Origin of the sequence: Leptospira alstonii serovar Sichuan str. 79601 (genome assembly GCF_000347175.1) — a bacterium.
GTDB classification, from domain to species: domain Bacteria; phylum Spirochaetota; class Leptospiria; order Leptospirales; family Leptospiraceae; genus Leptospira; species Leptospira alstonii.
Window position 1 is genome coordinate 24,102 of record NZ_ANIK01000017.1, and the last position, 6,922, is coordinate 31,023.

7 protein-coding genes are annotated in these 6,922 nt (G+C 39.3%); all 7 read right to left on the reverse strand.

Annotated elements, in window-relative coordinates:
• Positions 1-5 precede the first annotated feature (5 nt).
• Positions 6-1,049 (reverse strand): Gfo/Idh/MocA family protein, encoded by a 1,044-nt coding sequence (locus tag LEP1GSC194_RS04830; protein WP_020772555.1) that lies wholly within the window; start codon positions 1,047-1,049, stop codon positions 6-8.
• Positions 1,050-1,072: 23 nt separating this feature from the next.
• On the reverse strand, positions 1,073-1,840 hold the full coding sequence (locus LEP1GSC194_RS04835) for a 3-deoxy-manno-octulosonate cytidylyltransferase (protein ID WP_021064599.1): 768 nt from the start codon (positions 1,838-1,840) through the stop codon (positions 1,073-1,075).
• A gap of 27 nt (positions 1,841-1,867) precedes the next feature.
• Positions 1,868-2,986: a Gfo/Idh/MocA family protein gene (locus LEP1GSC194_RS04840; RefSeq protein ID WP_020772560.1), complete on the reverse strand. Its 1,119-nt coding sequence runs from the start codon at positions 2,984-2,986 to the stop codon at positions 1,868-1,870.
• Complete coding sequence (locus LEP1GSC194_RS04845) at positions 2,979-4,067, reverse strand: pyridoxal phosphate-dependent aminotransferase (RefSeq protein ID WP_020772554.1); 1,089 nt, start codon at positions 4,065-4,067, stop codon at positions 2,979-2,981. The genes LEP1GSC194_RS04840 and LEP1GSC194_RS04845 overlap by 8 nt, the downstream gene beginning before the upstream one ends.
• 25 nt (positions 4,068-4,092) lie before the next feature.
• Positions 4,093-4,845: a class I SAM-dependent methyltransferase gene (locus LEP1GSC194_RS04850; RefSeq protein WP_020772556.1), complete on the reverse strand. Its 753-nt coding sequence runs from the start codon at positions 4,843-4,845 to the stop codon at positions 4,093-4,095.
• 14 nt (positions 4,846-4,859) lie between these two features.
• Positions 4,860-5,552, reverse strand: a complete 693-nt coding sequence (locus tag LEP1GSC194_RS04855) for a cyclase family protein (protein ID WP_020772561.1) — start codon at positions 5,550-5,552, stop codon at positions 4,860-4,862.
• 199 nt (positions 5,553-5,751) lie between these two features.
• A protein-coding gene (locus tag LEP1GSC194_RS21935) for an IS5 family transposase (RefSeq protein WP_155826366.1) occupies positions 5,752-6,560 on the reverse strand; the annotation gives its coding sequence in 2 pieces (ribosomal slippage) (positions 5,752-6,209 and positions 6,209-6,560; 810 coding nt in all).
• Between the last annotated feature and the right edge of the window lie 362 nt (positions 6,561-6,922).

Here is a 6,922-nt window from a genome sequence, read left to right on the forward strand (position 1 = left end):
TAGAATCATTTATGATCGGGGTTGGGAATGGAATAATTTTTTCTCCATTCCGGATCGGCATAATAAATCCGATATACCAATCTCATAGTTTGGTATGCTTCTTGATAAGAGCCGCTTTTAATTTCTTTGTTTTGTAAAACTGCATCTGCAAAGTAGGAAATTTCTTCGTCCCAAGATAAATCCTTATTGTAACGAGTTGTTTGCTCAATCGGATCCCCGTTATCGTTATCCGGATCGGCGGTTACGATCGTCATAGTTTCCGCTCCGTAACTTTTCGAACCGGAAAGAATTCCGCCCAAGATGATACTTCCCCGTTCCAGATTGATATCCAGATTAAAACGGTGTCTCCACTGTGTAGCGGAGGAATTCAACATTCCCACGATTCCATCAGACGTTCTCATGATAGCGTAAGCGTTATCCTCTACGTCGTATCTCCAAAAGTTATTCGAAATAAAACTATGAACGTCTATAAAATCACCCGCAAATAATCTCATCAAATCGACGATATGAATCCCTTGGTCTAATAGAACTCCACCGCCCGCAATCTCTCTCTTTGTTCTCCAATCCGGTTGGTTGAACGTAATCAATTTCGATTTACCATAAACTCCCCGTAGATTGATGATTCTTCCCAATTTTCCGGAAGCAATGATTTGCAAGGCTTCTTTAACGGATTCATGATATCTGTGATTGAAACCATACATAAGCTTGAGTACTGGATTTTTTTCAGCGACAAGAATCACCCTTTCAATGTCGTTCATGTTTCTTCCCGGCGGTTTTTCACAAAACACATTCAGCCCTCGGTTCAAACCAGCGATCGTAGCGTCGGGTGCGATATCATTCGTCAGACAAACAAGAAGAACATCCAATTCTTCTTTGAGAAGACGATTGTAATCGAAATAATAACGAACCTGGTCCGGGAACTGACCTTCTTCCTTAAAATTCTTATCACATACAGCCACGACTTTCATATGCGGATGACGATCGATACAATCCTTCCGTCTTTTACCGACTACACCATAGCCTGCGATCCCTACTCTCAATTCTTTCATGTGATTTAAGTCTTTAAAGACAATCAGTAAAGGTTAAAATATTTATCTTTTTGAATATGATTTTCGACTAGACCAATATCAGAAGGGCTATCTACCGAATAGGATTGAACATACGGATAAGGCGCGATGTACTGAGTAAAGTCCATATCCAGAATTCGATTGCTATCGCAAGCTTCCAACTGTTCCAGTCTTGTTTCGGGATGTTTCGTAAATTCTTGTAGATATTTCCAGCGGAAGGCAAAAATTCCGTAAATTCTACGAGCCCCTAATTCCGGCGAAAAATTACCCTTACAATAAGGTAAAGGCATCCTGGAAGTATATAAAACCTCTCCTTTGGCATTGTGGATAATTTTAACAGTATCCGGATTTCTCCAAATTTCCTCTTCCGTTATGTGCATCGCGAGCACAGTAGCTGGTATGGACTTATTATTTTTCAAAGGAGCAATAACCGCATCCATCATGTCCGGTGCAAGCATCGGTTCATCTCCTTGAACACAGACGACGATATCCTCATCCTCTAACTTTCGCGCGAACATAGTCCCCGCTTCGGCGACGCGATCCAATGCTCTCGTATGGTGGGAGCCTGTCATAAAGACGGGGAAACTTTTACTCTTTGCAAAGTTAGAAATTTCAGCATCACAGGTCGCAATCACAAGTTCATCCCAACCCTGGTACAACTTTGCTCTGTGAAATACGTGTTCCACCATCGGTCTTCCCAAAATGGGGAACATAGGCTTTCCCGGAAATCGAGATGCGGCCATTCTAGCAGGTATAATTCCAATTGTTCTCATTCTACGATCCTAAAATTTCCAAATATTTTAATTTACTAAAGCGGGAGTACGATACAGATTTGCAAGCTCCTCGTTCGCAATTCCTAGACGATTGCTTTCACTCGATTCATCCGCTCTAACCCAACCTCTTCTTTCATCCGCCAAGTAGAATGCGTTTAATAATTGAATGGTAGACTTTGCATCTTCATAACTCACGGAAAAAGGTATACCCTTCTGATAGAAGTTAACGATCTCTTGATATAATTTCCCATGTCCCTTTCCATAGACATTTCCTGAGAAATCTTCAGAATTCTGAGAACAAGCGGAAGGATCCGGTGTATAAATCTGAAGTTCGTTTACGGCAATTCCGCCGATTTGCGCTAAACCGTTTTCACAGACAATGGACAAACTGGCTTCAAAATCAATCGGTCTTGCAGCCGTGGTCACTTCCAGCGAACCCAGAGCACCATTGTTAAAAAGCACCGAAGCGACCGCTGTATCCTCTACTTCAATGTTCGCGCCCATCGTTTTCATTTTTGAACAAACTTCATTTACATTTCCACCGAAGTAACGCATCAGATCGATATGATGAATCCCTTGGTTCGTCAGACAACCTCCGTCCATAGCAAAGGTTCCTCTCCAAGCGGCGAGGTCATAATAATGCTGAGGACGACACCAACGAACACGAACTGAGACGATTCTTATTTTTCCCAATTCTCCGGACAACAATCCTTTCTTTACCTTCTGGACTGCGAGATTGTGTCGATTTTGAAAAACCGGGAATATACTCAACCCTTTCTGCTTAGCCGTTTCAAAAACATTATCGAGCTGAGAAGGTTTCATAAAAGTCGGTTTCTCTACAATCAGATTCTTATTATATTTTTCTAATATTTCTAAAGCATGCTCATAGTGCATTCCTGAAGGAGTAATTACGGCGACGGTATTTATCTCCGGATTTTCGATGAGCATTTTATTATAATTTGTATAAGCTTTCGCTCCGTATTGATCCCGATAAGCGTTCGCTTTCTTTTCGTCCAAATCACAAACCGCAACCAATTCCGCACCTTCACTTTCAATAACGGATTTGCAATGATGTCCAGATACCCGACCGCATCCGATGATCGCCACCTTTGCATTCTTTTGATTCGAAATATTTCTTTTATCCATTTTTCATTTCCATACGAATAAGTTCTATAATCGGTTTAAAATTTTCTTTTGTAGTGATTGAAAAACGACTGTATCCTCGAAGACAATCCTCGTTGAAGTCTTCCCTATAAAGGACACGATCCTTGAGAGCCTTATGGATTTTTTCTGCGTGTTCACCGAAACTTATGTGCTGAAAATTTCCATTTGTCTTTAACACTCTAAATCCGAGAGAAGTCATTTCTTCGGAGAAGTATTTTTTAGCTTCGTTCAATCTTTTTACGGAAGCATACATCGTGTCCGAATAATCCATCATTTTTTCCATAAAAGCAATGCTAATCGTACTAACCTCATACATTGGTCTAAGCTTATGATAAAATTTTATGATTTCAGGATTACCTACCGCGTAACCAATTCGAAGTCCGGCAAGTCCCCAAGCTTTCGCAAATGTTCTCGCGACTATCAGATTCTTAAATTTTTTAGTCAATTCAACGCAAGTATCCTCGTAAAAAGGATGGTATGCCTCATCCACGAGAATGACAGTATTCAGTTTTTCACAGAGCTCGATAATTTCTCGTAACGCTTTTACAGATAGTACAGTTCCGGTAGGACTATCCGGATTTGGAATAGAAAACAACTTTGGTTTTACTCGAGTGATGTGTTCGAAAATTTTTTCTAAAGTAAGAACAGGTCCGTTCTCTCCTCTTTCATAAGAAAGTGGGAAAGTCTTAGCCCCGAACATTTTAGAATAGACAGGATACATCGCAAAAGTGGGTAAAGTATGAACGACAATATCCCCTTCGTTGATAAAAGTCTCAAAGGTCAAACGAATCGCGCCATCGCTTCCAGGAGTAAGGATGATCGATTCAGGAGAAGTATTTGTCCAGTTTGCGATCTTACGATACAACTCTCCACATTCTGGGTATGTAGACAAAGTCATAGGATTCAGTTCGGATAACAACAAGGAAGTAACCTTAGAGAGTTCCGGGTCTAAATTTTCATTTTTATCGAGCCATAGTTTTTGATTAGACCTGGGCGTGGACAATTGCCAATCGGGTCTTTCTAAACTTGGATCCAATAACGGCTTTCTTAAATTAGAATTCATATTCATCGCGTGTTTTAATAGATTCTTAAAATAGAGATGTCATCGCCTGACGAATTTCATCTGGAAGTAAAAATTCTCGTTTGAATTGAGTAATTTCTTTTTTTGGTTTTTTAACCGCTAAAACGCCAAAACATAGTTGATCATACGGAGCCCGAGCCGTTTTGCTTGGGGCGCCATAATAACCGTAAGCAAAAATATCACCCGCACCTAACTTTTCAAAATGATGAATCAGTTCTTTTGAATTTAAAATCACATACGGCGCAATTTCACCTTCTGAAAGGCCTTCATAATTGATGTATTGATATGATTTTTTTATATCATTGACGGTTTCGGAATTTGTGATCCGAAAACTCGCGATAAAGAACCCGTCTTCTTTTACCATCGACCAAGCTTTTTGTAAGAGGATTTCAAAATTCAACTGCCAATCAATACAACTCAGGGAGAAAACGATATCGAAACTATTTTCTTGTATGGAAGGATGATTTAGTAAGAGAAAATCTTCTTCTATGATCAAGGCTCCCGGATAAATCTCTTTCGCAATTGTCGCGGCCTGTGCGTTGATTTCGATTCCGATATAGTTGTTATGATCAAAACGTTCTTTAAGAGCTAAACCCAACCCTGCACAACCACAACCGATATCTAATACCTTAGGATTTCCTTGTGGCCAGGCCTTTTCTATTACTTCTTTTTCAGATTTATAGAATTGATCCCATCTTACGCGGTTTTCTTTAAAATATTTACTTATATTGTCGTTATTATATTTGATACTTTTCGCCATCAAGGTACCCGATGTTAATTTTTTAGTTCTGCTAAAACTGTGACTGGAGCACCGTCCGCTTTCTCAAAAAGAAAGGGAGACACGATCAATTTGTTAAGCGATTCTCCGAGTTCCGATAGCTTCATATCTTCGATTAACAAAATCGGATCACCTTCTATACTTACTCCATTCAGAATTTCAGAAAGAAAAGCGCGATGGGATTCCTTTCCCATACTTCTATGAGCTCGGCTACTTAGAGAGATGTAATCGAAACCGAAAAACTTCAATTTCCGGTTCCTTCTCAGCCACAAACCAACGTTTGGTTCTATTGCAGGATTTTGAAAACAATAATATTCTCGGTTGGTTGTTCTGTATTTTTCAAAACCCGTTTTCAAAAGCAAAACATCGGCATTCTTCGGAACCTTTTCCAAATCCGGAAGCAATACTTCCAAACTCAGTATTTCTTCCGGATTTGCCAAGTATTCGATTAGATATGGGGTTTCACAAATCCAGAAATCGGGGGAATATTCATCCAAGGTTTTTCCGTTATCGCCAAAGTGAAAGGGGGCATCGATATGTGTACCCATGTGATTTGAAAAGGAGAGTTCCGTTTCGTTCGATGTATCCCCATTTTTAATGGAACGAATTCGATTAATTTCTATCTTACCATTGTTCGCATAAGACGGTGTGTCCAAATTCAATAAATGATTTAAATAGATGTAGCTCATTTTTTATTAAGGTTATTCAAAGAAACGCTTATAACAATATTTACAGAAAATTAAGAGAGACAGCCATTTCTCTCAAGACAATTTTAAGAAATACTTTAATCTATCTACAGACAAGTAGACAATATTGAGCCTTTGCCCATTTAGTAAACTTACTACTTTATGAATCGAACGTTTTCTGACTTAGAGTTTGTCCCAAAACCTATTTACCGGACATTCTAATTAGAATGATAGCAAATGCGATCTGGAATAATGCAGTATAATTTTCGAGTTTGAATTCCCAACAAGTTTTTATGGCTCTAAACGCATTGAACCAAGCAAAAGTACGTTCGACTGTCCATCTAAAAGGCTTTAGCGGAGCAATCCATTCAGGATTTTTCGCATTCTTTTTATTTGGAATTCGATACTGAATATTCCTCTTTTTTAATTTGTGCTTAATTGCATTATTAGCATAAGCCTTATCTAATGAAAGAATCTCCGGTTTCAGAACTTTAGAATTTCTCAATATTCTAAAGTTTTTTAAATTAGGAAAGAGTAGTTTAGAATCATGAGTTCCGGCCGAAGCGATTACAAAAGCTACAGGTGCTCCACGCCGATCGACGAGAATATGCCTTTTAATGCCTCTTTTGCCGCGATCCGTCGGGTTTGGACCCGTGAAAGGCCCCCTTTAGGAGCCCTTGCGAAGCTACCATCTGATGCCATTCTTTTAGTTCTAATTTTAACAGAGCGCTCATAAAGTCTTAATGCTTCTTTTTCAATTTTATCAAAAACTCCGGCTGCTACCCATTCCTGAAATCTTCTATGTAACGTTGATTTTGAACCGAACATCGGAGGAATATATCTCCATTGGATTCCAGTTCGAACCCGGTAAAATATCGCCGCCATTGCTACTCGATCATCCAGTCGGGCACGACCTCCTTTCAGAGGGTTTGTCTTACTCTTCGGTAATAAAGGATGAAGACGTTTCCAAATCTCTTCCGGGATATCTAAATGGCCTAAATTTGATTTCATAGGTCAGTTCTATATTCTCAGATAATTGGTACAAGTAGGTTTTGGGACAGACTCTGATATGGCGCACCCAACCGAGCCGTAAATATTTTTTCGCATTTTTATCATCAAATAGTTTAACTCGTTAGAGAAAAGCATTCGCGACGATTGATCAGACTGATATTCGCGGGTTGGATACCGCAGGATAATCTATACATCGGGAGCTGTTCTTAGTCTAAAAACGAAGGTCAAATTTGAAATTCAAATTTGCTTCAACACTGAGTCAACAAGTATTCCTCCTTTATCGTACATCTTCTCTAACGAATAAAACCATTTGATGAAACATTATTCTAACTCTAAGCTACTAGATTCATCGCTGCCCAAAG